The organism is Ruminococcus sp. RTP21358st1_G6_RTP21358_211008 (genome assembly GCF_040908885.1).
GTDB lineage: Bacteria > Bacillota > Clostridia > Lachnospirales > Lachnospiraceae > Blautia_A > Blautia_A faecis.
The window spans coordinates 1-26937 of the sequence record NZ_JBDGDM010000059.1 but is presented as its reverse complement, the minus strand read 5'-3'; the positions used below and the strand labels follow the sequence as shown (position 1 = coordinate 26937).

The 26937-nt window shown below is 40.7% G+C and carries 29 protein-coding genes; all 29 read left to right on the top strand.

What is annotated here, in order from left to right:
* Positions 1–85 precede the first annotated feature (85 nt).
* The 29 genes from AB5Z12_RS18080 to AB5Z12_RS17940 all read left to right on the top strand — a co-directional run bounded on the left by AB5Z12_RS18080 (position 86) and on the right by AB5Z12_RS17940 (position 26878).
* Entirely contained in the window at positions 86–424 is a 339-nt protein-coding gene (locus tag AB5Z12_RS18080) for a hypothetical protein (protein WP_243284820.1), read from the top strand.
* On the top strand, positions 402–833 hold the full coding sequence (locus AB5Z12_RS18075) for a hypothetical protein (RefSeq protein ID WP_243284821.1): 432 nt from the start codon (positions 402–404) through the stop codon (positions 831–833). The genes AB5Z12_RS18080 and AB5Z12_RS18075 overlap by 23 nt, the downstream gene beginning before the upstream one ends.
* Before the next feature lie 15 nt (positions 834–848).
* Positions 849–1208, top strand: a complete 360-nt coding sequence (locus AB5Z12_RS18070; protein WP_195982800.1) for a hypothetical protein — start codon at positions 849–851, stop codon at positions 1206–1208.
* Positions 1201–1749 carry a hypothetical protein gene (locus tag AB5Z12_RS18065; RefSeq protein WP_195982801.1) on the top strand — a complete coding sequence of 183 codons (549 nt, stop codon included), beginning with the start codon at positions 1201–1203 and terminating at the stop codon, positions 1747–1749. The genes AB5Z12_RS18070 and AB5Z12_RS18065 overlap by 8 nt, the downstream gene beginning before the upstream one ends.
* A 16-nt stretch (positions 1750–1765) precedes the next feature.
* Positions 1766–3511: a terminase TerL endonuclease subunit gene (locus AB5Z12_RS18060; protein WP_195982802.1), complete on the top strand. Its 1746-nt coding sequence runs from the start codon at positions 1766–1768 to the stop codon at positions 3509–3511.
* Between the two features lie 324 nt (positions 3512–3835).
* Positions 3836–5077, top strand: a complete 1242-nt coding sequence (locus AB5Z12_RS18055) for a phage portal protein (RefSeq protein ID WP_195982803.1) — start codon at positions 3836–3838, stop codon at positions 5075–5077.
* The gene (locus AB5Z12_RS18050) at positions 5067–6926 is read left to right on the top strand and encodes a caudovirus prohead protease (protein WP_195982804.1); all 1860 of its coding nucleotides are present in this window, start codon (positions 5067–5069) and stop codon (positions 6924–6926) included. The genes AB5Z12_RS18055 and AB5Z12_RS18050 overlap by 11 nt, the downstream gene beginning before the upstream one ends.
* A gap of 21 nt (positions 6927–6947) precedes the next feature.
* Entirely contained in the window at positions 6948–7283 is a 336-nt protein-coding gene (locus tag AB5Z12_RS18045; protein ID WP_195982805.1) for a hypothetical protein, read from the top strand.
* A gap of 293 nt (positions 7284–7576) precedes the next feature.
* Complete coding sequence (locus AB5Z12_RS18040) at positions 7577–8227, top strand: hypothetical protein (protein ID WP_195982806.1); 651 nt, start codon at positions 7577–7579, stop codon at positions 8225–8227.
* Between the two features lie 15 nt (positions 8228–8242).
* A complete protein-coding gene (locus AB5Z12_RS18035; protein WP_195982807.1) occupies positions 8243–8974 on the top strand; it encodes a hypothetical protein in 732 nt (243 codons plus the stop codon).
* Between the two features lie 64 nt (positions 8975–9038).
* Positions 9039–9467, top strand: coding sequence for a hypothetical protein (locus AB5Z12_RS18030; protein WP_195982808.1), 429 nt, complete (start codon positions 9039–9041; stop codon positions 9465–9467).
* Between the two features lie 29 nt (positions 9468–9496).
* The gene (locus tag AB5Z12_RS18025) at positions 9497–10042 is read left to right on the top strand and encodes a hypothetical protein (RefSeq protein WP_195982809.1); all 546 of its coding nucleotides are present in this window, start codon (positions 9497–9499) and stop codon (positions 10040–10042) included.
* 6 nt (positions 10043–10048) lie between these two features.
* Positions 10049–10864, top strand: a complete 816-nt coding sequence (locus AB5Z12_RS18020; protein ID WP_195982810.1) for a CHAP domain-containing protein — start codon at positions 10049–10051, stop codon at positions 10862–10864.
* Positions 10865–10872: 8 nt separating this feature from the next.
* Complete coding sequence (locus AB5Z12_RS18015) at positions 10873–11250, top strand: HK97 gp10 family phage protein (RefSeq protein ID WP_195982811.1); 378 nt, start codon at positions 10873–10875, stop codon at positions 11248–11250.
* Positions 11247–16787, top strand: coding sequence for a peptidoglycan-binding protein (locus AB5Z12_RS18010; protein WP_195982812.1), 5541 nt, complete (start codon positions 11247–11249; stop codon positions 16785–16787). The genes AB5Z12_RS18015 and AB5Z12_RS18010 overlap by 4 nt, the downstream gene beginning before the upstream one ends.
* Positions 16788–16789: 2 nt before the next feature.
* Positions 16790–19111: a fibronectin type III domain-containing protein gene (locus AB5Z12_RS18005; RefSeq protein WP_195982813.1), complete on the top strand. Its 2322-nt coding sequence runs from the start codon at positions 16790–16792 to the stop codon at positions 19109–19111.
* Complete coding sequence (locus AB5Z12_RS18000; protein ID WP_195982814.1) at positions 19112–20170, top strand: hypothetical protein; 1059 nt, start codon at positions 19112–19114, stop codon at positions 20168–20170.
* Between the two features lie 6 nt (positions 20171–20176).
* Positions 20177–21427, top strand: coding sequence for a hypothetical protein (locus AB5Z12_RS17995; protein ID WP_195982815.1), 1251 nt, complete (start codon positions 20177–20179; stop codon positions 21425–21427).
* A 15-nt stretch (positions 21428–21442) separates the two neighbouring features.
* Complete coding sequence (locus AB5Z12_RS17990) at positions 21443–21712, top strand: hypothetical protein (protein ID WP_195982816.1); 270 nt, start codon at positions 21443–21445, stop codon at positions 21710–21712.
* A 15-nt stretch (positions 21713–21727) separates the two neighbouring features.
* Positions 21728–22219, top strand: coding sequence for a DUF2829 domain-containing protein (locus tag AB5Z12_RS17985; RefSeq protein ID WP_195982817.1), 492 nt, complete (start codon positions 21728–21730; stop codon positions 22217–22219).
* Between the two features lie 15 nt (positions 22220–22234).
* Positions 22235–23056 carry a hypothetical protein gene (locus tag AB5Z12_RS17980; RefSeq protein WP_368356830.1) on the top strand — a complete coding sequence of 274 codons (822 nt, stop codon included), beginning with the start codon at positions 22235–22237 and terminating at the stop codon, positions 23054–23056.
* Between the two features lie 65 nt (positions 23057–23121).
* Entirely contained in the window at positions 23122–23430 is a 309-nt protein-coding gene (locus AB5Z12_RS17975) for a hypothetical protein (protein WP_195982819.1), read from the top strand.
* A gap of 20 nt (positions 23431–23450) precedes the next feature.
* Entirely contained in the window at positions 23451–23588 is a 138-nt protein-coding gene (locus AB5Z12_RS17970; protein WP_207748570.1) for an XkdX family protein, read from the top strand.
* Positions 23588–24073 carry a hypothetical protein gene (locus AB5Z12_RS17965; RefSeq protein WP_195982821.1) on the top strand — a complete coding sequence of 162 codons (486 nt, stop codon included), beginning with the start codon at positions 23588–23590 and terminating at the stop codon, positions 24071–24073. The genes AB5Z12_RS17970 and AB5Z12_RS17965 overlap by 1 nt, the downstream gene beginning before the upstream one ends.
* 213 nt (positions 24074–24286) lie before the next feature.
* Entirely contained in the window at positions 24287–25507 is a 1221-nt protein-coding gene (locus tag AB5Z12_RS17960; protein WP_195982822.1) for a reverse transcriptase domain-containing protein, read from the top strand.
* Positions 25507–25845, top strand: a complete 339-nt coding sequence (locus tag AB5Z12_RS17955; RefSeq protein ID WP_195982823.1) for a hypothetical protein — start codon at positions 25507–25509, stop codon at positions 25843–25845. The genes AB5Z12_RS17960 and AB5Z12_RS17955 overlap by 1 nt, the downstream gene beginning before the upstream one ends.
* Positions 25832–26050 (top strand): phage holin, encoded by a 219-nt coding sequence (locus tag AB5Z12_RS17950; RefSeq protein WP_195982824.1) that lies wholly within the window; start codon positions 25832–25834, stop codon positions 26048–26050. Before AB5Z12_RS17955 ends, AB5Z12_RS17950 begins: the two co-directional genes overlap by 14 nt.
* 122 nt (positions 26051–26172) lie before the next feature.
* Positions 26173–26358: a helix-turn-helix domain-containing protein gene (locus AB5Z12_RS17945; protein WP_195982825.1), complete on the top strand. Its 186-nt coding sequence runs from the start codon at positions 26173–26175 to the stop codon at positions 26356–26358.
* A 58-nt stretch (positions 26359–26416) separates the two neighbouring features.
* On the top strand, positions 26417–26878 hold the full coding sequence (locus tag AB5Z12_RS17940; protein ID WP_368368724.1) for an integrase DNA-binding domain-containing protein: 462 nt from the start codon (positions 26417–26419) through the stop codon (positions 26876–26878).
* Positions 26879–26937 lie beyond the last annotated feature (59 nt).

Genomic DNA, 26937 nt, shown 5'->3' with positions numbered 1-26937 from the left:
TGTGGCTTATTCACTGAGATATGAAAGGTTGAAAAACCTTGAATTTTCAATAAAAAACACTTGATTATATGAGGAGGCATCAAGTATGGGAAAAGTAAAGCAAAAAGCATCAAAAGACGGTTCTTCCATGATGCGTCCAGCTCTGACACCTGAGGCAAGGGAGAACCAACTTATTTCCTTAGCCGTGGATCTTGCTGAGAAACAGTTGAGAGAAGGAACAGCCTCATCCCAGGTTATAACGCATTATTTGAAATTGGGTTCAACAAAGGAACGAATCGAAAAAGAAATTCTTGAAAAGCAAAAAGATTTAATCGATGCGAAAACCCAGAATCTCAAATCCATTGAAAGACAGGAGCAGATGTATGCAGAAGCGTTAAAAGTATTTAGAGGATATAGCGGTCATGGAGATGAAGAAGATGATTAGGAATTATTCCGAATTGATTACATTAAGGACTTTTAAAGAACGCTTCGAATATCTGAAGTTAGATGGCATTGTTGGAGAAGAAACATTTGGATTTGATCGATACATGAATCAGATATTTTACAAGTCCAAGGAATGGGCTTCTGTCAGACGAGAGGTCATTATTCGGGATAACGGATGCGACCTCGGAGTGGATGGGTATGAGATACATGGGAAGATACTCATTCATCATATGAATCCAATTAACTTGAGTGACATAGTACATAAAACTGATGAGCTTTTGAATCCAGATTATCTTATTACAACAGTGTTATCTACACATAATGCTATTCATTACGGAGATGCGAGTTTATTACCTGCCTTGCCAGTAGAACGGAGAGCAAACGATACATGTCCATGGAGAAGAAATTAAGGGGGTGATATCTATATGGACAGCATACTTACTTCTGTTAAGAAGATGCTAGGAATTGAAACCGAATACGAGCATTTCGATGCTGACATCCTTATGCACATTAATTCTGTGTTTTCAGTTTTAACGCAGTTAGGCGTTGGTCCAGTGTCTGGCTTCATGGTCACAGATGACAAAACTAATTGGACGGAGTTTATGCAAGACGAACCAAAATTGAATTTGGTTAAATCGTATATGTTTCTAAAAGTAAAGCTACTTTTCGATCCACCAATGAGCAGCGCTGTATTAGAGTGCTATAAAACTCAAATCAGCGAGTACGAATCAAGATTGAATTGGGCAGCAGAGAATGACGACATGGAGGAGAGTCAAAATGGATAACACATTCTTAGAGCATCATGGCGTTAAGGGTATGAAATGGGGGGTTCGTCGTTACCAGAATAAGGATGGAACATTGACATCTGCTGGACGCCGGAAGTCTGCTGAGTCCTTAACCCCTCAGCAGAAAACCGAACGAAATAAGAAGATTGCCAGAGTTGGAGTGGGTGCAGCTACGGTTGCGGCAGCAGCTTATTATGTCCATAAGAATCCAGAAAAAATCGGGAAAGTGATTTCTAAATTTCGCGGTGTAAAGATGAAAGATCTTAGTGAGAAAACAATTAATCGTGGAAAAACATATGTAAAAAGCTGTCTGAAAAATTCTGTAACTGGCGTTAAAGAGGGAATCCGTGAAGGGGCAAAAGAAGCACCAAAAAAAGCCGCTAAGACCGTAGTCACCGGTTTGGTTCTTAATCAGACTAAGAAGTATCTCGATTCGGTTGTAGGTAAAGAGGAGAGTGCCAGAATCTTTCAGGCTAACGATAATAAGAAGATCGGAAAATTCTGGAAAGTGGGACCAGATGATAAGGACGATGACGATTAAACAGTAGGAGAACAATATGGCATTATCAAACACTGCCGTCCCGAAATATTACGGCGAGTTTCGAGATGCCGTAATTCGAGGCGAGATTCCGGTATGTAAAGAAATCGAGATGGAAATGAACCGAATCGACGATCTTATTGCAGATCCGGATGTGTATTATGACGATCAAGCAGTAGAAGGCTTTATCAAGTATTGCGAAAACGAGCTCACATTAACTGACGGTTCCGATTTAAAATTGCTAGATTCATTTAAGATCTGGGCTGAGCAGATATTCGGATGGTATGAATTCGAAGAGAATCGTGTGTATGTACCTTATGAGGATGGATATGGTGGAAGGTACGTAACAAAAATTAAGAAGAAACGTTTGGTAAATAAGCAGTATCTGATAGTTGCACGAGGCGCTGCAAAATCTATGTATGGTTCCTGCTTGCAAAATTTCTTTCTCAATGTGGATGTTACAACGACTCATCAGATAACAACTGCACCAACAATGAAACAGGCAGAAGAGGTCTTATCTCCGATTCGAACAGCTATCACCAGATCCAGAGGTCCATTCTACAAATTCTTGACTGAAGGTTCTTTGCAAAATACAACCGGTTCCAAAGCAAATCGCATGAAGTTGTCTTCTACCAAAAAGGGAATCGAGAACTTTCTTACTGGATCGCTACTGGAAGTACGACCAATGAGAATAGACAAGCTCCAGGGACTACAGCTGAAAATGGCAACGGTCGACGAATGGCTTTCTGGCGATATCAGAGAGGATGTTATCGGAGCAATTGAACAGGGAGCATCTAAAGTAGAAGATTATCTGATTGTCGCAATCAGTTCTGAAGGTACTGTCCGTAATGGAGCTGGGGATACAATCAAAATGGAATTGATGGACATTCTCAAAGGTGATTATGTCAATCCTCATGTATCAATCTGGTGGTATAAACTCGATTCCGTGGATGAAGTCCCCAATCCAAGAAAATGGCTAAAAGCTAACCCAAATATAGGAAAAACAGTAAGTTACGAGACATATCAAAGAGATGTCGACAGAGCTGAGAAAGCGCCAGCCGCTCGAAATGATATTCTTGCAAAACGTTTTGGTCTTCCGATGGAAGGCTATACATATTACTTTACTTATGAAGAAACTCTTCCTCATAGGAAAAGAGATTATTGGCAAATGCCATGTTCAATGGGCGCAGATTTATCGCGAGGCGATGATTTCTGTGCTTTTACTTTTCTATTTCCATTATCAAATGGTTGTTTTGGTGTTAAAACTCGAAATTACATTTCTTCATTAACTCTAATGAAACTCCCAGCGGCTATGAGAGTTAAATATGATCAGTTTCGTGATGAGGGCAGCCTTATTGTACTTGAAGGCACTGTCCTTGATATGATGGAGGTTTATGAAGATCTGGACAATCACATTGTTGAATGTGGGTATGATGTTCGGAGTTTCGGTTATGATCCATATTACGCAAAAGAGTTTGTAGAAAGATGGGCGAGCGAAAACGGTCCATTTGGTATTGAAAAAGTTCCCCAGGGAGCCAGAACAGAGTCAGTTCCATTAGGCGAACTAAAAAAGTTATCGGAAGAGAGGATGTTGCTGTTTGATGAAGAACTTATGACATTCACGATGGGTAACTGCATCACACTGGAAGATACAAATGGAAATAAGAAATTATTGAAGAAGCGTCTGGATCATAAGATTGATGCCGTTGCTGCAATGCTAGATGCTTATGTGGCTTATAAAGCTAATAAAGAGGCATTTGAATAGATTACACTTTTGAGGTATCCAACGTAAAGCAAATCTAAATGGGTTGGGAGTGATTTAAGAGAGCCACTATTCGTGACTCTCGTGCTTTGCTCTGTTAGCATCAAAGTATTTCGAATAGCTTACATACTGTCTGCGTTCAGAGCGTTCCATATAAGCCAGGTACTTAGGAAATTTCGGTTCCTTGTCGCTTGATGACTTATAAAACTTGCTGTAGTTAATCATAACATACCCCCAATCCTTTTAGATTTGCTTTACGCATACCACATATTGTAATTGGTGACAGATGAAATGTCAACATGTAGTAAATGGAGGTGAAAATTCAAAATGGAATTATCAGTGGGTTCCAGGTTCAAAAATGCCTGGAATGCTTTTCGAAATCGAGAGCCGACAAAGGTGTTTCAAGACATTGGATATGGGTATTCATATCGACCGGATAGATTTCGTTTGACTCGTGGAAACGAGAGATCAATTGTAACATCAGTTTATAACCGAATAGCTTTAGATGTAGCCGCCATAGATATTCAGCACGTTCAGCTGGATGCCGAAGGGCAGTTTTGTGATGTTGTGCAAAGTGGACTGAATAATTGTTTATCAACAGAAGCCAATCTGGATCAGACAGGACGGGCATTTATACAAGATGCAGTTATGTCCATGATGGATGAAGGTTGTATAGCAATCGTTCCAGTTGATACTGATGACGATCCAGACGATACGACAGGGTATCAAATCCTGTCTATGCGAGTGGGCAGAATCCGAGATTGGTATCCGAAGCACGTTCGCGTTGAATTATACAACGAAGAGAAAGGACGAAAACAGGACATTGTTGTTCCTAAAAGTACAGTGGCAATCGTTGAAAATCCGTTATACGCAGTAATAAACGAACCGAATTCAACAATGCAGCGATTGATTCGAAAGTTGAATTTACTGGATGCTGTAGACGAACAAAGTAGTTCTGGAAAGTTGGATTTAATCATTCAGTTACCTTACGTGATTAAAACCGAAGCAAGACGTAAGCAGGCTGAAAAGAGACGAAAAGACATTGAGCAGCAATTAGCAGGTTCCAAGTATGGCATTGCTTACACTGATGGTACTGAGAGAATAACTCAGCTAAATCGTTCGCTGGAGAACAACTTGATGAAACAGATTGAATACCTTACGAGTATGCTTTATAGCCAGTTAGGTATCACTCAGAGTATTCTTGATGGAACAGCAGACGATAAAACCATGCTGAATTATTACAATCGTACTATCGAGCCAATCATTGCAGCTATTGTTGATGAAATGAAACGGAAGTTTCTCAGTAAAACAGCCCGTTCCCAGAACAAATCTATTAAATTCTTCAGAGATCCATTCAAACTGGTTCCAGTTGCAGATCTTGCAGAAATCTCAGACAAATTCACAAGAAATGAAATAGCAACTTCAAACGAAATAAGACAGGTTATCGGATGGAAACCGTCTAACGATCCAAAGGCAGACGAGCTTAGAAATAGTAATCTCAGTCAGCCTAATGAAAGCCCGGTTCGGGAAGAAAGAGACACAGGAGGTATAAATCAAAATGAAGTATGACTTTGGTGGCTGGGCCACGCGAAACGATTTGACCTGCGCAGATGGTCGAGTCATTAAAAAAGACGCATTCAAAGGGCAGAATGGAATGACGGTTCCATTAGTCTGGATGCACAACCATAATGCGCCAGATAATGTTCTTGGATTTGCACACCTGGAAAATAGAGATGATGGAGTTTACGCACATTGCGAGTTTAACAACACTGAAGCGGGTCAGACCGCTAAAGAACTTGTTAGACACGGTGATGTGCGTTCTTTGTCTATTTTCGCAAATCAGCTTAAACAGGCTGGAAGTGATGTTATTCACGGTGTGATTCGAGAAGTAAGTCTGGTCCTTGCCGGTGCAAATCCAGGAGCATTCATTGATGATGTGCTTGCTCATGGTGATGGCGAAAGTGCAGGTATCATTGTTGGTTATGACGAGATGATTATGGGCTATCTCGAACATTCTGATGATGAAAAAGATCCGGAAAAACAGGATGAGGGTAAAGAAAATGGAGACGACAGCGAAGAAACTGTCGAAGAAGTTTTCAACACTCTTACTGAAAAACAGAAAACCGCAGCATATGCGCTTATCGGACATGCTGTAGAAAATGGTGAGTCCGAAAACAATGATGATTCCGAAGGAGGAGATGAAACAATGAAACATAATGTGTTTGAAAACGATCAGCGCGACAACAAGACTTATCTGTCTCACGCGGACCAGGAGAGCATTCTTAAAAAGGCAAAGACAAGCCAGGTGGGAAGCTTCCAGACAGCTCTTGCGATGTATGCAGAAGATAATGCTCTTCAGCATGACGCTCTTGCAAGTGGATTTGTTCAGACTGGAGATGGTAATGTGTCCCTGCTGTTCCCAGAACACAAAGAAGTAAGACCTGGGGCACCGGAACTGATCACAAATGACCAGGGATGGATCACCGCAGTAATGAACAAAGTACATAAGAGTCCAATTGCAAGAATCAGAACAAGCCAGGTTGATATCCGTAATATCGACAAGCTCAGACCAAGAGGATATAAGAAAGGAAAACAGAAAATCCAGGCTGGGAACTTTAAGCTGGTTAGAAGAACTACAGATCCTCAGACTGTATATGTTAAAAATGCTCTGCATAGAGATGACATCATTGACATCACAGATTTTGACTATGTTTCCTATCTGTACAACATCGATCGCATGATGTTGAATGAAGAACTGGCTACAGCTATTATGCTTGGCGATGGTCGCGACGATGGCGATGATGGCAAAATCGATCCAGAGCATATCAGACCAATCTGGACAGATGATGATCTTTATACAATCCACGTTGATCTGGATGTAGCAGCTGCTAAGAAAGAACTTCAGGGAACCAACACTGGAGCTAATTTCGGAGAGAACTTTATCGTAGCCGAGGGAATGATCAATACTGTTCTGTATGCAAAAGAAAATTACAAAGGAACTGGTACTCCAGACGCCTTTATGACACCGCATATGCTGAATCAGATGCTTCTTGCAAGAGATCTGAATGGTAGACGCATTTACGCGTCCAGACAGGAACTGGCTACCGCTCTTAATGTCGGCACTATCCATACTGTTGAGCAGTTCGAGGGTAAAACCAGAACTACATCCGACAATAAAAAGAAGAAGCTTGTTGCCATTATCGCCAATCTTGCAGACTATTCCCTGGGTGCAACTAAGGGCGGTGAGATTGCTCACTTTACACAGTTCGATATTGATTTCAACCAGGAGAAATCTCTTCTTGAAACCAGATGCTCTGGCGCACTTACAAGAGTGTACGCAGCAATTGCAGTTGAGGAGGATGTAACAACAGCTTCTTCCGATACATCTAGTCGTGACACAGTAGATTCTCAGGGCTGATTTTAAAGGAGAAAATTCAAAATGGCAAAGTTTTATGGAACAATAGGATACGTTCGAAACGTTGAAATAAGACCTGGCGTATATAAAGAAGAAGTTACAGAACGAAACTATTCTGGGGATTTGATTCGTAATATACGCCAGTTAGAAGCTTCTGACAAAGTGAATGATGATATTAATATTTCGAACGAAATCAGTATTATTGCTGATCCATTTGCCTATCAGAATTTTCATGCTATGAGATACGTTGAATTTATGGGTGCTAAATGGAAAATTCATAAGGTTGATGTTCAGTACCCACGATTGACATTAATGGTTGGAGGTGTTTATAACGGAAAAGCGAAGACTACAACTTCATGAAATTCTATGCCAGACGATTGGCAGCAGAAACGTCTATTTTCAACCTCCGGAAAGCATACGGATGAATTACCCCGCTATTGTATACAGTCTTGATGACATCGATCCTGTATATGCAAATGGTGGGGTTTATTTGTCCCCAATAAAGTATTCAGTGATTGTTATTGATGATGATCCTGATACCGAAATAGTAGGCAAAGTGTCTGCATTACCATTATGTCGATTTGTTCGTCCGTACGTGTCAAATAATCTGAATCATTATGTATTTGAACTCTACTATTAAAGGAGGATTTTAAATGAGACTCTCATGGGATAAAGCCGGCGAACGTCTTTACGAGACCGGTGTCGACAGAGGCGTATTTTATCCGTTTACAACGGGCGGAAAATACGGAAGCGGTGTAGCCTGGAACGGTTTGACCGCCGTAAATGAAACTCCATCCGGAGCAGAACCAACAGCATTATGGGCTAATAACAAAAAGTATCTGACTTTAATGTCTGCTGAAGAACTTGGCTTAACCATTGAAGCTTATACATATCCGGATGAATTTGAAGCATGTGACGGCTCTGCTGAACTAGCAGAAGGTGTTACAATTGGTCAGCAGGATCGCGAACACTTTGGATTCTGTTATCGCTCTCTTATCGGAAACGATGACGTTGGCACCAAGCATGGTTATAAAATCCATCTTGTTTACGATTGCCTTGCTTCACCGACCGATAAAGATCGAAGCACAGTAAATGATTCTCCGGATATTTCACCATTTTCCTGGGAAGTGACAACGTCCCCAGTTGATGTTGACGATAGTAAATCAACATCAATGCTTACTATCGATTCCACAAAAATCGATCCTACTAAGCTCAAGTTAATCGAGGATAAACTGTATGGAACTGCTGATGCAGAACCAGCACTTCTTCTTCCGAGTGAACTTGTTACAATCCTTGAGTCTTAATTAAGGCGGTGGAATATGGGAAAATTGGAATGGGATAAAATTGGTGAGCGGCGTTATGAGACAGGCGTCGATCGTGTTGTGCTGTATAAGAACAACGGAAATAGTGCCTATGCGTGGAACGGAATCACAGGGATTACTGAGAATCCATCTGGTGCTGAGCCATCAATCTTGTGGGCTAACAATAAAAAGTATATGACTTTGATGTCAATTGAACAGTTAGGTTTGACCATCGAAGCGTACACATATCCCAATGAATTTCTTGGTTGCATTGGAAAAGAAGAACTGTCTCCGGGTGTACTTATCAGTCAGCAGGAGCATGAGCACTTTGGGCTGAGTTATAGAACACTTGTCGGTAACGATGAGCGTGGAAATGACTATGCGTATAAAGTTCATTTGGTTTATAATTGCCTGGCTTCTCCAACAGAAGAGAACCATGCTAGCACTAGCGATAGCCCGGATATTTCACCATTTTCCTGGGATATTGATACAACTCCAGTGGAGGTGGAAAACCGTCAGTCCACGTCGAAACTTACATTTTCTTCATCTGATTTGAAGAAGGCTGGAATGGCAAATGTGTTACGTGGAATCGAGGATGCATTGTACGGAACTTCCAAGACCAGTGCTTATCTCCCAACGGTTTCCCAGGTAATGAATTTGATCGAGTTTCATAGCACGCTTAGAGATTCAAATGGGAACGCAATAACCGATAGCTCTGGAAATAAGATGTTGTCAAAAGTTTATGAATAATTTCAAATGGAGAGCAGTATTCAGGTAAGCTGGCTGCTCTTCAGTTATGTAAAGGAGAGAAAGTATGTTAGTAAAGACTATTACTTATACAGATTATAACCGCGTTAGCAGAACAGAAGACTTCTACTTCAATCTGTCAAGACCAGAAATTATTGAGATGGAGTATTCGCCAGAGGGAAGTCTTACGGAAATGATTGAGAAATTGGTTTCCCCAGCTGATACACCGACAATCATAAGACTTATAAAAGATTTTATCCTCAAATCCTATGGTGAAAAGTCACCAGACGGAAAGAGACTGGTTAAATCACCGGAATTAGCAACAGCATTTTCTCAGACAGAAGCTTACACTCAGCTTTTCATGGAATTAGTTACAGATTCTCAGAAAGCTTCTGATTTTATCAATGGGGTGTTACCGACTCTTACCCCGGAACAGAAGGCTCAAATTAAGAAAACTCTGGATGAAAAGGGCGTATCTGATTCAGTAACAATTTGATAATGAAAATAATTTGGAGGGACTAAAAAATGCTACAACTTGTCTTGCCCCGGATAGAAGGATGGGACGAAGAGAACGAAGAATTTGTCACCATTGCGAAGGAGCAGAAACTTACATTAGAGCATTCTCTGGTCTCTCTTTCAAAATGGGAGTCGAAATGGCATAAACCGTTTCTAACCAAAGATACAAAAAGCGTTGAAGAAACATTGGATTATATTCGTTGTATGACTTTGACGCAAAACGTCGATCCGAATACATACAAGCGGATCACGAATGAACACATCAATCGGGTTAACGCTTACATTGCAGATTCTATGACTGCTACATGGTTTCGTAAGGATGCGGTTAAGCAACCAAGTAACGAAACTATAACCAGTGAGCGGATTTACTACTGGATGATTGCTTTAAACATTCCAGTGAAGTTTGAGAAGTGGCATCTCAATAGGCTGTTGACGTTAATCCGAGTTTGCAATGAGGAATCGAAACCAAAGAATAAAGTGGCGAGAAAAGATTTCTTAGATAGAAGACGTGCCATGAACAAAGCGCGTAAAGAAAAATGGAATACGAAAGGGTGATGTTTTATGCGTAAAAGATCAGCAGAAGATCTGTTAAAAGTTTTACGTTCATGGGTTGGTTACGGTCGATCAAATGGAAAACAGAAGATCATTATCGACATTTACAATAAGGATGATCCGACTCATTTACCAAGAGGTTATAAAGTTCAGTATGGAGATTCTTACTGTGATACTACCGTATCAGCCGCAGCGATTAAAGCCGCTATGAAAGATCTTATCGGTAAAGAATGCGGTGTCGACGAGCATGTAAAGATTTTCAAGAAGATGGGAATCTGGCAGGAAGACGGAACTATTGTTCCGAAAGCTGGTTATCCAATTGTGTATAGCTGGAGAAAAGCCGTGCAGCCTAACGATGCATATTCCGACCATATTGGAGTTATTGAATCCGTTAAGAACGGAACAATTGTGGCAATTGAAGGAAACCTTGGCGGTGAAGTAAAGAGACGTTCAATTCCGGTTGGATGGGGCTACATTAGAGGATACGCCATTCCGAAATATGAGAGCGATGCTGGACAGAGCAGCGGTGAATCAAACAACGGCGGTAAGACCGAGTCTGGTTCAACGAAACTTTCAAAGAAATCAAAATGGATTGGCGTAGTTACTGTAAACAGTGTACTGAATGTTCGTAAATGGGCGGGAATCGAGTACGATAAGTTAGTATCTAAGCCAGAGCTGAAGAATAACGATCCAGTGCATGTGTGCGACACCATTTATGATTCAAATGATGAGCCGTGGTATTACATTTACCTTGATAAAGCTGACTATGGATTTAGCAGCAACATTTACGGATTTGTAAAGGCAGAATACATTCGGAAACAGTAGGAGATAAGATGATTTCATTCAGACAAAAGGGCGATTTTTCAAAAGTCACAAGTTATTTCGAGAAACTGAAAGAGACTATGCGACTTGGAATTCTTGACAAATATGGCAGGGAAGGAGTAAACGCCCTTTCGTCTGCCACTCCTGTAGAATCAGGTCTGACTGCCGCTTCGTGGTATTACGAGATAGAACATTCAAATGGTTCTGCGGCTATACAATTTTACAATTCACATGCGAATAAAGGGGTTCCTATTGCGATTATATTGCAGTACGGACATGGTACCGGAACTGGAGGTTGGGTGCAGGGTAGAGACTATATCAATCCTGCTATCCAGCCTCTTTTTGACAAGATGGCAGAAGAAGTTTGGAAGGAGGTTACCAGTATATGAGTAAGACTGTTGACGAACGAGTCGTCGAAATGCGGTTTGACAATAAACAGTTCGAAAGTAATGTTCAGACGAGTTTATCCACAATTGGAAAATTAAAACAGAGTTTGGATTTACGGGGAGCCTCAAAAGGGCTGGAGAATGTAAGCGCAGCTGCAAAAACATGTAATTTGTCTGGTCTTACTGGAGCTGTGGAGACCGTCCAAGCGAAGTTTTCAGCACTTGAAGTTATGGCAGTAACTGCACTTGCTAATATTACTAATTCAGCGGTGAATGCTGGAAAGCGAATTATTTCAGCATTGACCATTGAACCTGTACGTAGTGGTTTTGAAGAGTATGAGACACAGATTAATGCCATTCAGACAATTTTAGCAAATACAGAAAGTAAAGGTAGTACATTACAGGATGTAAACCAGGCACTTGATGAATTGAACCATTATGCTGATTTAACAATTTACAATTTTACGGAAATGACTCGTAATATTGGAACATTTACTGCGGCTGGTGTTGATCTGGAGACTTCCGTTTCCGCAATCAAAGGTATCGCAAACCTGGCTGCGGTTTCTGGTTCAACGTCCCAGCAAGCAAGTACTGCAATGTATCAGCTTTCGCAGGCACTTGCGGCTGGAACAGTTAAGCTTCAAGACTGGAACTCAGTTGTAAATGCAGGTATGGGCGGTCAGGTGTTCCAGGATGCGCTAAAAGAAACAGCACGAGTTCATGGAATTGCAATTGATCAGATGATTACCGATGAAGGCTCTTTCAGAGAGACACTGTCGAAAGGATGGCTTACTGCTGAAGTACTCACAGAGACATTATCAAAATTTACAGGCGACTTAACCGAAAGCCAGCTTAAACAAATGGGCTATACGGATGAGCAGATCACTTCAATAATCAAAATGGGGCAGACTGCCAATGATGCTGCAACAAAGGTGAAGACTCTATCGCAGTTATTTGATACGTTGAAAGAGGCTGCTCAGTCTGGATGGACACAAACCTGGGAATTAATCATCGGCGATTTCGATCAGGCAAAGGAATTGTTTACTGGAATATCAGATTCGGTAAGCAATATGCTCAATGCTTCCGCTGATCGTAGAAATAATTTGCTCGAAGGAGCGTTGTCAAATAATTGGGAAAAACTTATTTCCAAGATAAACGAAGCCGGGATTGAAACCAAAACTTTTGAAGAACAGTTAAAAGAAACCGCGACAGCCCATGGGTTGGATGTAGAAACTTTAATTGAACAATACGGATCATTGGAAAAAGTGTTTCGTTCCGGAGCAGCTTCTACGGATATTCTTAAAGAAGCAGTTAATAGTCTGCGTTCTGGAATGGTAGATTTAAGTAGTGTTAGCCGTGACTTGGATATGTGGTCTACTGGAGATGATGTGAAAAAAGTCCAGGAGGCATTACAGAAACAAGGCCTTGATATTGGACAAACTGGTGTGGACGGAATTCTTGGACCGGCAACCCAATCGGCAATAAAAGCATTCCAGGAGCTAAAAGGCATTGAGCCTACTGGCATTGTTGATGAGGCGACTCTTAACGCGTTAAAAGAGGCGACGTCTGAGACTAAGAATCTCACCGGAAATATTGATAAGCTTATTGATGGAATTGATAAGCTGGGCGGAAGAGAAAAACTGATTGAATCTTTCAAGAATATTTTCAAAACTTTGGGTGATGTGATTAAGCCTGTTAAAGAAGCTTTTAATGAAGTATTTCCACCAACTACTTCAAAGCAATTGAGTAAGTTGATCGATAAATTCAAATCTTTTACGGATGGATTGAAAATCAGTGATGAGACCTCAGATAAACTGAAAAGGACCTTCAAGGGTGTATTTTCAGCTGTGGATCTTTTGAAAAAAGGATTTTCTTCTATAATCAGTCCTATTGGAAAGTTTCTTGGTTCTGGAGGACTAAACGGAATCATCGATGGATTGCTGAACATAACAGCATCTGTCGGTGATTTTTTGACATCTCTAAACGAAAGTGGAAATGTCAGCGAATTCTTATCAAAACTATCTGACGGTATTTTTGATACATTCCGAGGAATTGCCGGCGTGATAGATCCTGCTCTTGAGAAAGTAGAGTCACTGGGAGATGTATTTTCAGTTGTAAAAACGACAATCTGTAACGCAGCAACGAATATTTTCGACGCTGTGAAAAACGTGTTCTCTTGGATTAAAGAAAATGTTTCTGCTGGGGATTTATTTGCCGGATTAGCTGGTGGTGGAATATTCGCTGTAGCAAAGAAATTGTCCGGCGTATTGAGCACTATAAAAGAAGGAATAGAAGGTCTGTTTGAGAAGAAAACATCAAAGATTGCAGAACAATTTTCTGATCTTCTGAACGGAGTGAAAGATGCAATTTCATCATTCACAACTGGTATAAAGGTTGCTTCATTAGTAGGTATTGCAGCAGCTATTGCGATATTGTCAGTTGCACTGAATTCCATAGCAAAAATTGATCCAGATAAAGTCGTTACATCTTTGTCTGCTATTGGGGTAATGCTTGGCGAACTTAGTGGCACTTTATTTGTAATTACAAAAGTGCTCTCTAAAAACGGTTCCAAGGGGCTTATAAAAGCTGGTGCATCAATGGTGCTTATCGCTGCTGCGGTTAAAGTATTGGCAGCTGCAATGGTCAAAATGGCAGATCTATCCTGGGAGAAAATTGGAAAAGGACTTACCGCTATGGGCGGAGGCCTTCTCGAATTGTCAGCTGCAATGAAGATTATTAATGGCGCAAAAGTTTCCCTCTCAACGAGTGTTGCAATGCTTGCGCTGGCAAAGTCCTGTCAGATGCTCGGAGACGCGCTTGCTAAGTTTTCAGTATTTTCATGGGATGAGATTGGTCGAGGTCTGTCTGCGATGGGCGGAGCTTTGGCGGAAATGACAGCATCATTAAGTGTTCTGAGCAAAGCTGGTGGTTTTGGAGCTTTACTTGGTGGTACTGGAATGCTGATAGCAGTACAGTCTCTTGATGAAATTTCAGAAAATATCGAAAGACTTGGTAACCTTTCCTGGGAACAGATCAAACGAGGTCTCGCTGCAATGGGTGGTGCTTTGGGTGAGTTTACTGCTTCATTGAGCATATTAAGCGCGGTTGGTGGCTTCGGGTCACTTTTAGGAGGAACTGGTCTTCTTGTGGCAGTACAATCTCTTGATGAAATATCAGAGAATCTCGAAAGACTCGGTGCTTTATCGTGGGATGAAATCGGTAAAGGTTTAGCTGCAATGGGAGGGGCTTTGGGTGAGTTAACGGCTTCACTTGGTATTCTTAGTGCAGTTGGTGGATTTGGCTCCCTTCTTGGAGCAACTGGTATTCTTATAGCTGTTCAAGCTTTAGAACCTATTGCAATGGCGCTTTCAAATATAGGCTCTCTTTCATGGGAAGAAATTGGCAAAGGATTAGCGGGAATGGGCGGCGCACTTGCTGAGTTTACAGCAGCATTAAGTGTGTTAAGTCTTAGCGGAGGCTTCGGCTCGCTTCTGGGTGGAACTGCCGTTCTTATTGCTGCTCAATCATTGGAACCTATTGCCACAACACTATCTGAAATTGGTGCCATGGATTGGGACGAGATTGCAAAAGGTCTTGTCGGAATGGGTGGCGCCTTAACGGAGGTTGGAGTTGTATCTGCCCTGGTTGGCAATCTTGGAGGTTTAGGTTCGCTTATCGGTAGCGCATCGCTTACTCTTGGCGTGCAAGGCTTAGGCGAACTTGCCAATGCATTGACGATTTTTGGTACCATGGATTGGGATGAAATTGGTCGTGGTTTAACAGCCATGGCTGGAGCTCTTGGTGAAACTGCATTAGGCGGATTGCTGAATACCTTTTCCGGATTTGGCGCAGCCGCAATTGCTGCTATGGCTGAACCTCTTGGTAACCTGGCAGATTCGGTAAAGCGATGGTCTGGGGTTATTGTTCCAGATGGATTAGGAACACAACTAGGATCTCTTGCCACAGGTGTTCAGAAATTTAATTTCAGCGGATGGGGTGCCGACGCTATTGGTGCAATGGCAATTCCACTTGGTGATTTAGCCGACTCAATTTCAAAATGGAAAGATGTAATTGTTCCAGATGGAATTGGAGATGGACTTAGCAATCTTGCAGATGGCGTAAAAGCGTTCAACTTCAGCGGATGGGGCGCGGATGCTATGGCAGATGTGGCAACACCGTTGGGAACTATGGCAGATTCCATTAAGAAATGGGACGGAATCATTATCCCAGAGGATTTAGGAACCAACCTCAGCTATTTGGCAAACGGTGTGTATGCATGGTCTACTGTTGGTCCATCCGATATTGTTGGTATCACTGAGCCGTTAGGAACTTTTGCTGATTCTGTAAAGAAATGGAACGATGTGTCAATTCCATCTAATCTTGAAACTGCTTTGACTGGATTTGCAAACGGGATTAATGCTTGCAATAACGTTTCTGTGGATAATGTAACGAATGTATGTACGAGTGTGAAAGATCTTGGTACTGCAGTTTCGGATATATCAACAATTGACTTTAGCGGAAGCGTTTCCAAATTGTCAGATTTCGCAGCTGCTATTGGAAATGTGAGCGTTTCGACCGACTCTTTCAAGATACTTGGAACGACTATTGTTACTGACTTTGCTGCTTCTTTAAAGAGCGGAGTAAGCACGGTTTCAGAAGCTGGAGGCGAGCTGGCAGAAGCAGTTGCCACTGGAATGCGTAGGACGATTGACTCTATAGTGAAAACCGCATCATCAATTGCGAACTCAGCGAAAAATTCGGTAGCAAATAAAAAGAGTAATTTTGTAACAGCTGGGTCTTCTCTTATGCTTGGTCTTGCAGCAGGTCTTCGCTCCAGTATGGGCGTGGTCACATCAGCATCTGGTTCGGCAGCATCAGCCGGTGCAAGTGCATCCAGAGCATATTACAGTAGCTTTTATAGTTCGGGCGTGTATCTTGTCAGCGGATTTGCAGCTGGTATCAGAGATAATATCAGTTCGGCAGCATCAGCCGCAGCACAGATGGCATCTGAAGCGTCAAAAGCAGCAAGAAGCAGTCTTGATATTAATTCGCCATCAAAAGTTTTCTATAGAATAGGTGGATTTGCTGGACAAGGTTTTGTAAATGCTTTGGTTGATTACAGCAAGGCTGCTTATGACGCTGGATCCAATATAGGACTTTCAGCAAGAGAAGGTTTAAGCAGAGCTATTTATAAAGCCACTGAAATTGTTTCGAATGGCATTGATAATGTTCCAACAATTCGACCGGTTCTTGATCTAAGTGCAGTAAGAGCTGGCGCAAATGAGATTGGTGGAATTCTTGGAATGGATCATGCCATCGGATTAAGTGGAAACCTTGGAGCTATTACAACAATGATGGCACAAAATCAAAATGGAAATTCTTCTGATGTTGTTGATGCTATTAATCGACTTGGAAAGAAACTTAACAACCTTGGTAATACTTATAACAATATCGGCGGTGTTACTTATGATGATACGAGCGGCGTTAGCGATGCTATCGAGATATTAACAAGAGCAGTGGTAGTGGAAGGGAGGCGATAATAGTGGCTACTACTAAATCTGCGCCAACTATAGAAAAGTTCGGTTTGCAAACTGGTACAGAGCGTACTATTTTCGCAACCTGGAAATGGAGTAAATCGCACACAAAAGAGTATAAATGCATTTGGTATTATGCAACCGGAGACGGCGTCTGGTTCGTCGGTGCTGATACGACAGAAACTGTAAAACAGAGTACGTATACTGCTCCAGAGAACGCTACAAAGGTAAAGTTTAAAGTTAAGGCGATCGCCAAGAAGCATAAAGTCAATAAAAAAGATGTTGCGTATTGGACGGGAAAATTTTCAAGCGAGAAAAAATACAATTTCAAATCCAGTCCGCCGTCTAAACCATCGGCACCTGAAATCGGTATCAACGAGTATAATAAAACTCAGATTGATTTGAGCATTTCTAATTTGGATTCGAAATGGACGGCTACCGGGGTTGAGTTTGAAGTTTACAAGGATGGCACAAGTGATCCGTTCTATACAGGGTATTCCATAATTCAGAATCAATCTGCTGGAATATCCTGTACAATCGAAACCGGGTATAAGTATAAAGCTCGTTGCCGTGGATATACAATGGATGACGAAGGCGAATGGTCTGATTATTCGAGTACAGTCACCACTCAACCATCTTCACCAGGAAAAATCACAACACTTAGAGCATTGTCGTCAACTTCTATTACCATGGATTGGGATCGGGTTGCTAATTGCACGAGTTATGAGATTCAGTACACTACTGAGAGACAGTATTTCGATGCAAATCCCGACCAGGTGACAAGCAAAACTATCGAATCCGAAGCCGGTCATGCTGAATTTACAGGACTTGAATCTGGAAAAGAATATTTCTTTCGGGTAAGAGCGGTTAATAGTGCGGGAAATTCTGGATGGAGCGATGTGGCATCCGTTGTTATCGGAAAGGAACCCTCAGCACCTACGACCTGGTCATCTACAACAACAGCTATGGTCGGAGAATCGTTGATTCTATATTGGATTCATAATTCTCAAGACGGTTCTTATGAGAAACATGCTCAACTGGAATTGAACGTTGACGGTAGGATTACGACACAGACGATTCAAAATACGAAATCCGACGATGATCAAGGAAAAGCAAGTACATATTCCATCAATACTGGAGTGTATACAGAAGGCACAACCATAAAATGGAGAGTTAGAACATCTGGTATTACTGAGGCGTATAGTGAATGGTCTGCAACTCGTGAGGTTAATATATATGCACATCCAACATTGTCTGTTTATGTACGTAAGATGGACGGCACAGCGCTATCAACTTTAACATCTTTCCCATTCTATATAAATGCGATTCCAGGTCCAAAAACACAAAGTCCAATAGGGTATTATGTTGATATTACAGCCAACGAAGGGTATGAAACAACTGATCAAGTTGGAAATGAATATATGGTGACTGCTGGAGAATCGGTATATTCAAAATATTTCAACGCTTCTGGAAATTTAGCAATTGGAATTTCAGCTAACGACTTAGATTTGGAAAATGGTATATCGTATACGGTTAAAGTAACTGTAACGATGAATATCGGTTTGAGTTGCGATGCGACAACCAAATTTACGGTGAGCTGGGATGAAACAGTTGACGAGCCGAATGCAGAGATTGCATACGATCCAGATACGTATTCCTGCATCATTCGACCGTATTGCGAAGACGAAAATGAGAAACTCGCAGCAAACGTGCGATTAGCTGTGTACAGAAAAGAATACACTGGCGAGTTCGTTGAAATTGCCAGCGGTATTGAAAACACACATGGCCATTACGTTACTGATCCGCATCCGGCATTAGATTACGCAAGGTACAGAATCGTGGCTACCGATATCAAGACCGGTGCTGTATCTTATTATGATCCTCCAGGTTATCCTATAGGAGAAGACGGCGTCATTATTCAATGGAGTGAAGCATGGAGTTCTTTTGACTCATCGTTGGCAAACGAAGCCGATGAAGTAGCAACTCCTCCGTGGACAGGATCATTAGTCAGACTTCCGTATAATGTGGATGTATCGGATAAGAATGACAAAGATGTAGCTCTTGTTAAATATGTTGGACGAAAGCGACCTGTAAGTTATTACGGGACACAACTTGGAGAAACCTCTTCATGGAAAATGGAAGTGCCATCTAATGACGAAGAAACTTTATATGCTCTCAGAAGACTTGCCGTTTGGATGGGGGATGTTTACGCAAGAGAACCATCTGGAACCGGATACTGGGCTCATATAAAAGTATCAATATCACAGACACATTGTGCATTAACGATACCAGTTTCGATAGAATTGACAAGAGTAGAAGGAGGTGCATAAATGCCAGATTGGAAAAAGTCTATGCAGCAAACCTTCGAATACTATATTGTCGATCCTGGAACTTGGAAAGATAAGAATCAGATTACTACTGTAAGATCAGCTACCATCGAGCGAGACGAGGACGCCGAGACAAAAGGATCTGCTTCTTTCAACATCAATGAGCGGTTAGGTGAGTGCTATATTCGAGCATATCTCGTAACAATTCAAAATGGAATTAAAGAAAGGCATCCATTAGGAACTTTTTTAGTACAAACACCATCCTCGGCGTTTGATGGTCGTGTAAGAACAATTAACATGGACTCGTACACGCCATTACTTGAGTTAAAAGAAAATCCGCCACCAATCGGATATTTTATCAAAAAAGACTCGAATGTAATGGATGAAGCTTATCGGATTGTAAGAAATCATGTTAGGGCTCCGGTCGTGAAGCCTAGTTGTGACGAGAAATTGTATTTCGATTTCGCAGCAAATACCGATGATAAATGGATTTCATTTATTGATGATCTTATAGCAAACGCAAAATACGAATTAGGGCTTGATGAATTAGGCCGTGTTCTGTTCTTACCAGTTCAGGATACGGCTACTTTACAGCCCGTAACTGAATTCAATGATGATGATAGTTCTATTTTGTATGCAGATGTAAGTGAAGAATACGATTTATACGGGATTCCAAATGTAGTTGAAGTTGTGTATTCCAAGAACAACTTGAATTATTATGCCCGAGTTGTAAACGAAGATTCCAACAGCCCCACATCTACGGTTAGCCGTGGGAGAGAAATAATCCATAGGGACACTGATCCAGATTTTTCTGGAGAACCGACAGAATATCAAGTTAAAGAATATGCTGAAAAATTACTTCAGAAGCTATCGACAGTGGAATATAAAGTGACATTTTCACATGGGTATTACCCTGTTAGACTGGGGGATTGTGTTCTCTTGAACTATAAGGCAGCTGGTATTAACAATGTAAAAGCAAAAATCGTGAAACAGGCAATTACTTGCGATACTGGATGCAAAGTTACAGAAACAGCGATATATACATCAAAATTATGGAGGTGATTGACTTTGGCATTATCTAACGAGATTGCATCTCAGTTTGCAAAAACTGTTGCAAACAAAGATAAAAGCAGAAGCGAAAACGCTGTTTATGGAACAGTAGTTGTTCGAAATGGGGAAAAGTATGTGCGAATGGATGGTTCAGATTTACTCACCCCTTGCGGTGCCACGGTCAATGCGATAAATGGTGAGCGAGTTCTTATATTGGTTAAGAATCATTCAGTCATTATCAATGGAAATTTATCATCTCCAGCAGCAAGACTTGGCGATCTGGACGACGTTAGTAAAGTTGCTGATGAAAGTTGGAAAAAACTTGTAGCGTGGGCAAAAGACAAAGATTTAATCTACATTGATGGTGCAAATTTGTATTCTGGCTCGGTAAATGCAGATAAGATCAACGTAAACGATTTGTTTGCCCTGAATATAGAAGCAAGCGGATCGATTATTGGTGTGAAAATCGAAGCCCGTGAAATGAGTGCCAAAGAATCATATTCGATATTCAATGGAAAAAATATTCAGAAGATCCTATATTTCGATGGAATATCCATAAAACTCGGAAAAATGGGCACTGGAACTGAAATCGCCAATGGTGCTGGATTTGAGTTTTTTGATAAATCTATAAATGTTTACGGAAATCTCACTTTCATGAGTGGCGACATTTCAACTCCAGGAGCAATATCATCTGGAAAAGAAATATCAGCAGTTAGTAATGTGAAAACAGGAGATAATTTTCTTGCTAATAACGGCCATGGGCTGTGGGTGGCAGATACTTCTGGTAATTATCGATCTGTTGTTGACGTGAATTCTAGCGATCAAGTGGTTGTTGGATATGGACATGCGGCTGCAAAAAGAGGTCAATTATGTTTAATGGGAAGGGATATAGTATTATATTCCGGATTATATGACACCTGGATAAGACCATATTATGTCCCAGGAGACGCTTGCGTTAATATGCGTTATAAAGGCGGAGGATTTATTACAGGCAGTAAAGCAAATCTACATTTTTGCATTCCTTTATCGAGACCATGTGTTGGAGTAACATCCGTAAGCGTAGTTTCTAATCCGGGTTTGATAATTCGACAAGGTGGGAATTATTTGTATGGCTCTGGAGCAGATACGAACGTTCAACCGGAATATTACGAAGCAACCTTAGCTGATAACTGTATCAGTGTTATGGCACACTTTGCGAATACTACAAATGTAGTTACCAATAATGATGCTTGTGGCGTTTCTGGTCAGTTTACAGTGTATTTCAATTAAGAAGGAAAATTCAAAATGGCTTTAAGCAAATCTATAAAACAGGATAATGGTATTCCTCTGAGTTATCATCGAATCCTGTTTGTTCATTCAGCAATCAACACGCACATTTCGATTGCTGTTATTTCCTATGTGGACGAAGAAAGTAGAGAGAATGAAAACGCTGGGAAACCAGCATATACTGCTACAGTTACATATGAGTTGCCGTACAAAGAAAATATGACAATCGAAGAGGCTTATGATTATTTGAAGACTCTTCCTGCGTTTGCGGACGCAATAAATTGCTAAAAGGAGGAACAAGAAATGCGATTTGAAGAGGCGCTAAAGATCATGAAAGATGGGAATAAAGTTAAACTTCCATCTTGGGGCGGATTCTGGAAATGGGATTCGGAGAAAGAAAGTATCATTATGCATACCAAGGACGGAGAAGAACTGGACATCCGGGAAACTCAAGTAGTTGAGTATACTTTAGGAAATATTCTTTCCGATGAGTGGATTGTGGCGGATGAAAACAATTGTCCCGAACTGGGAGGAGAGGCGACATTTTCTTTCGGCGAGGCAATCAAATATTTGAAGAGAGGAATGAAAGTTGCACGTAAAGGCTGGAATGGCAAGAAACAGTACATTCAACTTGCTTCTGGAATTTCTTACAAGACAGCGGACAATCAGATTGTAAATTGTGAACATGATGCTATTGGAAATAAGGCAGTAGCCTTTGTCGGAACATCTGGAGTACAGATGGGGTGGTTAGCATCTCAGGCGGATATGTTGGCTGAAGACTGGGTATTTGCATAAAGGGAGGAACAAGAAATGAGTAAACTTATTGATTATCCTGCTGCGACAAGATTCGACAGTGGGGATATTCTTATCAAGGATGGTACGAATGGTACTAAGAAAATCACAGCAAAAAACGCAGCTATTGACTTGGCTGGTATGGTGTCAGCAGAGCAGCACAGAATGATCTGGGGCGGAAGAAATCTTGGAACATCCGTATCGGCTGAGCAGAAAGCTGCAATTAGAAATAGAACATTTGATAATCTATATATCGGCGATTACTGGGTAATTAACGGTATTACCTGGAGAATTTGGGATATTAACTATTTTACCCATAGCGGTGATACTGAATTCGCCAAACCACATTTGGTAATCGTCCCGGATTCCGCATTATACAGTCATGTTATGAATGATACAAATACAACCGAGGGTGGTTATGTCGGATCTAAGATGTACAAAGAAGGTCTGGAGCAGGCAAAGACCACAATCAAGGCTGCATTCGGAGACATGCTTCTCACTCATAGAGATTATCTGACAAATGCTGTTACTGATGGTCATGCATCTGCTGGAGCATGGTTTGATTCCCAGGTAGAATTAATGAACGAAATCATGGCTTATGGCACTCATGTGTATGCGCCCGCAAACGATGGTGTAACGCTTCCGAATAAGTATACAACTGGTCGTCAGCAGTTCGCAGCAGCTATGCTCAATCCGTCAATCGTCAACTTACGATATTGGTATTGGCTGAGAGATGTCGTGTCTTCGGCTGGCTTTGCCGGTGTGGACTCCCGCGGCATTGCGACTTCCAACCGCGCTTCGGACTCTAGTGGGGTTCGTCCGTATTTCCTTATTGGTTAGTAACTGAGGGGCCTCGTGCCCCGAAGAATTTAATATTTGTATAAAAGAATAGGAGAAAATTCAAAATGGAAGATAAAACTTATTCAATTACACTTGCTGATGGTACTGTTATCGGCGACTTGAAACTCAACGGCAACAATTTTATCTCGAAATCTCCAATTGCAAAAGAGATGTTTGAAGATTGTTGCAGCCCTGTTGTCATCAGCGATGGCGAAGTAGAAGAAACTCACAATAATATGGAGCTTGTTCAGATCACTCCGATGGGAGAAGAGTATTGGTTTGTTCTTCGAGACATTTCAAAAGCTGAAATGGAAAAAATCAAGATGCAGTCGGACATTGAGTATATTGCAATGATGGCTGGCGTTGAACTTTAAAGAAAAGGAGGAACATCGTGATGCATAGTGATAATTTCGAGAAAGTAAAACGTTTTTATACTCTGAAAGTATGGAATGAAACACGTGTCCGCAACGCCGTAAAAATGGGCTGGATTACAGAGGAAGAATTCACTGAAATTACCGGAAATGATTATTAATGAGCGTATTAGCATCTAAGCGGAAAGAGTCGAGAGAAGAAGCGATTGCTTATTCGCTGGAGTTATACGACATGCTGATTGAATTCATGCAGAGGAGCTTTGCAATAAAAAGTCAGGAACAGTTTGTTCGGGAACAATATGCAACTGGAAAAGGATTGGAAGTTGATTATCAAGCTTATGCTTATATTATGCTTAGTACAAAAGAACAGATTGAAAAATCTGCCTCTTTATTGACTGCTAACTTACGAGCTGCGAGATCTTTATTTCCGACTTCTATGCATGAATATGAAATTAGGCGTGATTATTTAAATGCCGGTATTGTGAATTGCAATCAGATAATCAATTCATTACAGCGTGTTGTAGGCAGATTCAATGTTGATTTGAATGCCTATGGCAGATATAGTAAAGCTATTGACCGAGAAATCGAGTTGATAAAGAGATGGCGTCAAAGAGACAATAAAATGAAATCGTATCTTCCAGGGTAACATCTGTATTTATGCGTGTCTTCGGCTAACTTTGCCAATGTGAACAACAACGGCAATGCGAATTACAACAACGCTTCGAACTCTAATGGGGTTCGTCCGGATTCTTTGATCTAACCAATCAGGGAAGGAGATGTTATCCGTTCCACCAAAGGGATAAATGATAAAGCCGGACGCAATTTACTACGGTAACTATTGCTATCACGGTGAATAATTATGACATACGAGGAAATTCTCTGCGACGCCAACAATCTCTATGCGGGTTACAAAGCCTCTATAAAAGGCAGTAAGTGGAAAGAATCTGTCCAAAGATTTATTCTTAATTTCTTGAGGTATATTTTTGAACTACAAGATGATCTTATTAATAGGACTCTTACAAACGGTCCTGTTGATGAATTTGAACTGCGCGAACGAGGCAAAATAAGACCAATTACAAGTATTCCAGTAAAAGACCGTATTGTCAGGCATGTTCTATGCGACGAATTATTAATCCCCAAAATAAGAAGAAAAATCATATATGATAATTGTGCGTCCTTGAAAGGGCGTGGCATATCTATGCAAAGAAAACGTTTCGAGGTACATTTACGGAAATATTACAAACTGTACGGAAACGAGGGTTATATTCTCTTTGGTGATTTTTCAAAGTTTTACGATAATATTATCCATGAAATAGCAAAGAAAGAGTTGCTTGAATTATTTGAGGATGACGAATTTATAGACTGGCTACTCAACGTTATATTTGATGGGTTTAAAGTTGATGTGTCGTATATGAGCGATGATGAATATGCGTCATGTCTGGACGAGGTATTCAACAAATTAGAGTACCGAAAGATTCCAAAGAACAAATTGACTGGTGAAAAATTCATGGAGAAGTCCGTGAATATGGGTGATCAGTTATCGCAAGCGATTGGTATTTATTATCCGCATCGGATTGACAATTATGTAAAGTATGTCAGAGGAATAAAATTTTATGGAAGATACTCAGACGATTGGTATATCATGAGCCCATCCAAAGAGGAATTATTGGATTTACTTGAAAACATTGAGAGAATAGCTCGTGAATACGGAATTCATATTAATATGAAGAAAACACGAATCGTCAAAATAAGTGGTACTTATAAATTTCTTCAGATAAAATACACACTAACCGAATCTGGAAAGATTATGAAACGAATTAATCCAGATCGGGTTTATACAATGCGTAGAAAATTGAAGAAATTAGCCGTTAAGGTGGAAAATGGCGAAATACCATATGAAAATGTTGAAGGAATGTTCAAGGGCTGGATGGGAGACTTTTATAAGCTTATGTCCAGAACTCAGAGAAAAGATTTATTAGAATTATACGAAGGCCTATTCAATAAGACCATAACCATCGTGAAAAAGAAGATGATTATAAAAGATAGGTCACAACAAGAATCAACACAGGAGGTAGCTTGATGGAACCATGGTTTCAGATGGTACTTACGATTATTAGCTCAGTTTTAGCTTCTTCTGGGCTGTGGGCCTATTTAACAAAAAGAAGCGAAAGAAAAGATGTAAAAACAGAGATGCTAGTTGGTTTGGCTCATGATCGAATCATGTATCTTGGTATGCAGTACGTAGATCGAGGTTATGTGACACAGGACGAGTATGAAAACCTACGAACATATCTTTATGATCCTTATAAAAAATTGGGAGGAAATGGTTCCGCCGAAAGAGTTATGAAAGAAGTGGATAAACTCCCGATTCACAAATTTGCCATAGGCAAGGAGGAAAAGAATAATGAACATGAGTAACAAAACTTATGACACTCTTAAATGGATCGCAATGTATTTGCTTCCAGCTCTTGGAACTTTATACTTTGCGCTTGCTGGTATTTGGAATTTTCCATGTGGAGAGCAGGTTGTCGGAACTATCACAGCAGTTGATACATTCCTTGGAGTGATTCTCGGAATTAGTACATCCCAGTATAATAAAACTTCTGAAGATGCGACGAAATAGTTAAAGATGAGCGGGAGAGATGGGGTGTCTTTCTCGCTCTAAATACATTTCCTCTTATTTTTTTCAGTACGCAGGTGACCGTCTCCGTTGGTACTATCAAGACGGGAATGGAGGTGGTCAAAATGGAAAATAAAAAAGAAAAGAAACTGCTTACCGTGAAAGATTTGTGCACCTATTTGAGCATAGGAGAAACCAAAGCGAGAGAGTTGTTACATAACCCCGATAATGGTTTTACTATTCGAATAGGGAACCGATTATATGCTCACAGGGATAAAGTCGATGCCTGGTTATTGCGAAATATCTTTTAAAATGGTATATTTGGGGTAAGTTCAATTTGGATTTTCCCCATTGCAGAAAGGAGTTTATATGGGAAAATCACTAAAAGGAAAAGAACTGGGCGTTGGTATTTCTCAGAGACAAGATGGCTTATATCAAGCTAGATTCACAAATCGCTTTGGAAAAAGGGAAACTTTATATGATAAGAACCTAAACAATCTCAGAACCCAAATGAGAAAAGCGCAGATTGCTGACGATAATGCAGTAAATCTTGTAAAAAGTAATATGACATTGGACGAGTGGTATAATGTTTGGATAACTACGTGTAAAGGAAATTGTAGGAATACAACATTAAGCGCCTATGAGATAGCATATAAATCTATAAAAGAAGGGATAGGTCGTGAAAAAATACAGAAGTTAAATCCTGTGATGCTTCAAGCGGAATTGAACAAATTAAAAAGCAATCAGCAAAGAACGAGGGTCAAAGTAGTATTGAATGGGCTATTTGCCGAAGCGAAAAGAAACGGTCTGGTACCAATGCTAGCAATATAGTGTCAACTTAAGCCAGTTATATTGGCTCATCTGTTCCTTGAAAACTAAATAGTAAAAAT

Bases quoted from the DNA above. Each gene is read 5' to 3' on its own strand.
- AB5Z12_RS18080 (WP_243284820.1), top strand. From the start codon at position 86: ATGGGAAAAGTAAAGCAAAAAGCATCAAAAGACGGTTCTTCCATGATG.
- AB5Z12_RS18075 (WP_243284821.1), top strand. From the start codon at position 402: ATGGAGATGAAGAAGATGATTAGGAATTATTCCGAATTGATTACATTA.
- AB5Z12_RS18070 (WP_195982800.1), top strand. From the start codon at position 849: ATGGACAGCATACTTACTTCTGTTAAGAAGATGCTAGGAATTGAAACC.
- AB5Z12_RS18065 (WP_195982801.1), top strand. From the start codon at position 1,201: ATGGATAACACATTCTTAGAGCATCATGGCGTTAAGGGTATGAAATGG.
- AB5Z12_RS18060 (WP_195982802.1), top strand. From the start codon at position 1,766: ATGGCATTATCAAACACTGCCGTCCCGAAATATTACGGCGAGTTTCGA.
- AB5Z12_RS18055 (WP_195982803.1), top strand. From the start codon at position 3,836: ATGGAATTATCAGTGGGTTCCAGGTTCAAAAATGCCTGGAATGCTTTT.
- AB5Z12_RS18050 (WP_195982804.1), top strand. From the start codon at position 5,067: ATGAAGTATGACTTTGGTGGCTGGGCCACGCGAAACGATTTGACCTGC.
- AB5Z12_RS18045 (WP_195982805.1), top strand. From the start codon at position 6,948: ATGGCAAAGTTTTATGGAACAATAGGATACGTTCGAAACGTTGAAATA.
- AB5Z12_RS18040 (WP_195982806.1), top strand. From the start codon at position 7,577: ATGAGACTCTCATGGGATAAAGCCGGCGAACGTCTTTACGAGACCGGT.
- AB5Z12_RS18035 (WP_195982807.1), top strand. From the start codon at position 8,243: ATGGGAAAATTGGAATGGGATAAAATTGGTGAGCGGCGTTATGAGACA.
- AB5Z12_RS18030 (WP_195982808.1), top strand. From the start codon at position 9,039: ATGTTAGTAAAGACTATTACTTATACAGATTATAACCGCGTTAGCAGA.
- AB5Z12_RS18025 (WP_195982809.1), top strand. From the start codon at position 9,497: ATGCTACAACTTGTCTTGCCCCGGATAGAAGGATGGGACGAAGAGAAC.
- AB5Z12_RS18020 (WP_195982810.1), top strand. From the start codon at position 10,049: ATGCGTAAAAGATCAGCAGAAGATCTGTTAAAAGTTTTACGTTCATGG.
- AB5Z12_RS18015 (WP_195982811.1), top strand. From the start codon at position 10,873: ATGATTTCATTCAGACAAAAGGGCGATTTTTCAAAAGTCACAAGTTAT.
- AB5Z12_RS18010 (WP_195982812.1), top strand. From the start codon at position 11,247: ATGAGTAAGACTGTTGACGAACGAGTCGTCGAAATGCGGTTTGACAAT.
- AB5Z12_RS18000 (WP_195982814.1), top strand. From the start codon at position 19,112: ATGCCAGATTGGAAAAAGTCTATGCAGCAAACCTTCGAATACTATATT.
- AB5Z12_RS17990 (WP_195982816.1), top strand. From the start codon at position 21,443: ATGGCTTTAAGCAAATCTATAAAACAGGATAATGGTATTCCTCTGAGT.
- AB5Z12_RS17985 (WP_195982817.1), top strand. From the start codon at position 21,728: ATGCGATTTGAAGAGGCGCTAAAGATCATGAAAGATGGGAATAAAGTT.
- AB5Z12_RS17980 (WP_368356830.1), top strand. From the start codon at position 22,235: ATGAGTAAACTTATTGATTATCCTGCTGCGACAAGATTCGACAGTGGG.
- AB5Z12_RS17975 (WP_195982819.1), top strand. From the start codon at position 23,122: ATGGAAGATAAAACTTATTCAATTACACTTGCTGATGGTACTGTTATC.
- AB5Z12_RS17970 (WP_207748570.1), top strand. From the start codon at position 23,451: ATGCATAGTGATAATTTCGAGAAAGTAAAACGTTTTTATACTCTGAAA.
- AB5Z12_RS17965 (WP_195982821.1), top strand. From the start codon at position 23,588: ATGAGCGTATTAGCATCTAAGCGGAAAGAGTCGAGAGAAGAAGCGATT.
- AB5Z12_RS17960 (WP_195982822.1), top strand. From the start codon at position 24,287: ATGACATACGAGGAAATTCTCTGCGACGCCAACAATCTCTATGCGGGT.
- AB5Z12_RS17955 (WP_195982823.1), top strand. From the start codon at position 25,507: ATGGAACCATGGTTTCAGATGGTACTTACGATTATTAGCTCAGTTTTA.
- AB5Z12_RS17950 (WP_195982824.1), top strand. From the start codon at position 25,832: ATGAACATGAGTAACAAAACTTATGACACTCTTAAATGGATCGCAATG.
- AB5Z12_RS17945 (WP_195982825.1), top strand. From the start codon at position 26,173: ATGGAAAATAAAAAAGAAAAGAAACTGCTTACCGTGAAAGATTTGTGC.
- AB5Z12_RS17940 (WP_368368724.1), top strand. From the start codon at position 26,417: ATGGGAAAATCACTAAAAGGAAAAGAACTGGGCGTTGGTATTTCTCAG.